We start from the raw sequence: 2,988 nt of genomic DNA, 5'->3' as shown, positions 1-2,988 counted from the left end.
ACAACGCACAACGCACAACGCACAACGCACAACGCACAACGCACAACGCACAACGCACAACGCACAACGCACAACGCGCATCACGCATCGAGCGACGCCACCGCATCGGCCGCGATCATCGCGAGGTGATTCGCGGGCCGCGGCCGGCCGGTCGGACGAAACACGGCCTCGCCCTGCACGATGGCGCGGCCCGAATACGCGCACCGTCCGTCGCGCCGTGCGACCGCGCGGCGCCATTTCTGTTCGCCGTAGTGCAGGCGGCCGCTTTCGACCCAGCGGACCAGCAGCGATTCGTGCGACCACTCCAGCAGCGTGACGTGAACCTGGCTGCGACCGGGTGACGATGCGCGCGGCGCGATGCCGACGGAAGAGACGGTCAGCATGATCGATTGCTTTCGGCGCGACCGCCGCGGCGCCGATCCGCATCGCGCGGCAACGAACGGCACTGCATCGGCCGCCCGGTGCGGCGCCGGAGTTCGTGAGTTACGCTGAATGCCATTGCCAGTCTCCTGCCGGCCGGCGAGGCCGGCGCGGGGTCGATCGAGGCCGCGCGCGCTCGACGCGGCCGGTTCGGGATGCGTCGACGGAGCGGGTGCGCAGTACATACCGCTCGCATCGCCGACGAACGCCCAGTGTAAAAGCGCATGCCGGGCCACCGGAAGGCGCGCGAACAAGAACACGGTGTTGCCCGATATCGAACACGGGCGTGTGTGCCTACGGCCGCACCACGGCATCAAGTGCGCGTATCCGGTGCCGCGCCGCGCGCCATCGCGTGCGGCATCGGGCGCAGCGTGACCGTGCAGGTCGTGCCCGCCGCGAGGAAGCCGTCGCGCGGCATACCGTACAGCCGGATCCGGACCGGCACGCGCTGCGCGAGCCGCACCCACGTGAAGATCGGGTTGACGTCGGCGAGCAGCGTCGCGCCGGTCGGATTGTCGCGATCGCTGATGCCGCGCGCGACGCTTTCGACGTGTCCGGTCAGCGACGGCCCGCCGGACAGCAGCCGGATCGCCGGCATCATCAGGATCACGACCGTCACCATCGCCATGCGCGGCGCTGCCAGCTCCAGCCGCATCGACACGCCCACCGCCAGCACGACGGCGACGATGGTCTTCGCGACATGGATCGGGCGCACGCCGTCGGTTCGGCCGTATTCGCGGCTCATGCCGAGCAGCATGCGAGCGAACGCCGCTGCGTTGACAGGCCTGGCTAGCGCGGGCTTGGTCGGCGGCATGGCGTGACGGCAGGACGGATCCGGCGGGACGGCGGCGACACGGTGGCGCGCATCGCGTCAGACGGAATCCGTCGACAGCATTTCGACATGCAGCTCCTTGTCCGTGCCGGCGGACGACGGCGGATCGAGCAGCGCGATGCGCACGTGTTCGATGAACAACTTCAGCTTGTTGCTCGCGTACGGATTGCGCGGATAGACCGCGTAGATCACTTCGTCCTGCGGTGCTTCATCGGCGAGCACGCGCACCAGCCGGCCGTCGCGCAGGCAGTCGTCCGCGATGTAGCGCGGCAGCATCGCGATGCCGATGCCTTGCACCGCGGCGTCGCACAGCGTTTCGCCGTTGTTGGACAGGAACACACTGCCCGGGCTGATTGCGCGCGGCTTGCCGAGGCTGCCGGGCGTCGTGAACGTCCAGGTGGCCGACGGCGCCGTATGGCTGTAGTTCAGGCAGCGGTGCTCGAGCAGCGCGTCGATCGAGTCCGGTTCGCCGTGAGCGGCGAGGTAGTCGGGACTGCAGACGACGACGCGCTCGCATGCGGCGACGCGGCGTGCGATCAGCGCGCTGTCGGGCAGTCGCGCGGAGCGGATCGCGACGTCGAAGCGCTCGACTTCGAGGTTCATCGTGCGATCGTCGGTGTCGAGCGTGACGCGCAGCTGCGGATGCGCGGCGGCGAAGGCCGCGACCGCCGGCCCGAGCAGGCGGCGAGTGAGACTCACCGGCGACGTGATGCGCAGCTCGCCGCACAATCCGTGCGAGCGTTCCGCGATTTCCTCGGCGACGTCGACGAGCCGGCGCATCGATTCCGACGCGGCACGATAGAAGATCATGCCGTCTTCGGTCGGCGTTACGTTGCGGGTCGAGCGCATCAGCAGCTGCACACCGAGCGTGCGCTCGAGGTCGCTGATGCGCTTGCTGACGACGGACTTCGACAGGCCGAGCCGGCGTGCGGATTCGGTGATGCTTTGCCGCTCGACGGCGAACAGGAAGGCCTGGATATCGTCTATGTTCAGGGATTTCATGATGCTGTCCGAGGGGCGTCGGGCATGAGTAAAGGGCGGCCGTTTGCTGCGCTGCCACGCATGCCGAGGCGATCGACGGGCGACGCGACGGCGGCGGCCGGCCGCGCGAATCGTGTGACGAAAGCGCGGCGCGCGGCGGCATGCGCCGAAACGGCTGCAACGCGTGGGAAACGCGACGCGCCGCCGGCATGTCGCGGCCGCGCGAACGGGCGGTTCGGGGGCGCGGCCGGTTACGCGAGCTTGATGCGAGCCCGACGCAGGTTGCAATCCGTACGAGTCCAAGCGTAGTGGAACGTGTCGCGTGTCGATAGCCGGGCCGGATGGTCCTCAGTGTTCCGTGCAGGGAACAATCGATCGCGCCACCATCGGGGACGGCACGATCTGCGAATCGCTGCCGGTGCTTGCCGGCGCGGCGGCGGGCCTCAGGCGATCTGATCGAGGCGATAGACCTCCACCGTGTCGACGGCATCCCAGTCGCGAGCCTGGAACGCCGCGATGTGCGTGCGTATTCGTAACGGATCGGAGGGAATGCGTCGACGCAGGGTGGTGACGCGGTTGCGACCGCCGGTATCCGGACGGTCGCAATCGCGCGAAACGGCATGCGCCGTCGCGGCTCAGTTCTTGTCGTACGAGAACTGGATGCCCGCGGTGCCGCCAGTTTCGATGAACAGGTTGATGAATGCAGGAACGGTTGCGCTGCGCGCCCAGTCGCGCTGCAGTTCGCAGAACAGCTG

2 protein-coding genes and 3 pseudogenes are annotated in these 2,988 nt (G+C 68.4%); all 5 read right to left on the bottom strand.

What is annotated here, in order from left to right; translation table 11 throughout:
• Window positions 1-80: 80 nt before the first annotated feature.
• Window positions 81-383, bottom strand: a complete 303-nt coding sequence (locus DID98_RS35280; protein WP_124487623.1) for a DUF3331 domain-containing protein — start codon at window positions 381-383, stop codon at window positions 81-83.
• 350 nt (window positions 384-733) lie between these two features.
• Window positions 734-1,009: pseudogene (locus DID98_RS35275) on the bottom strand (efflux transporter periplasmic adaptor subunit); the annotation flags it as partial.
• 12 nt (window positions 1,010-1,021) lie between these two features.
• Window positions 1,022-1,165, bottom strand: a pseudogene (locus tag DID98_RS35270) (FUSC family protein); the annotation flags it as partial.
• A gap of 126 nt (window positions 1,166-1,291) precedes the next feature.
• Window positions 1,292-2,245, bottom strand: a complete 954-nt coding sequence (locus DID98_RS35265) for a LysR family transcriptional regulator (RefSeq protein WP_124487631.1) — start codon at window positions 2,243-2,245, stop codon at window positions 1,292-1,294.
• Between the two features lie 623 nt (window positions 2,246-2,868).
• A pseudogene (locus DID98_RS35255) lies at window positions 2,869-2,988 on the bottom strand (hydrolase); the annotation flags it as partial.

This window comes from Burkholderia sp. Bp8984 (assembly GCF_003853755.1).
Lineage (GTDB): Bacteria > Pseudomonadota > Gammaproteobacteria > Burkholderiales > Burkholderiaceae > Burkholderia.
Note: the sequence above shows the minus strand (reverse complement) of the source record. Positions and strands in the feature narration are given on the sequence as shown.

Bases quoted from the DNA above. Each gene is read 5' to 3' on its own strand.
- DID98_RS35280 (WP_124487623.1), bottom strand. From the start codon at position 383: ATGCTGACCGTCTCTTCCGTCGGCATCGCGCCGCGCGCATCGTCACCC.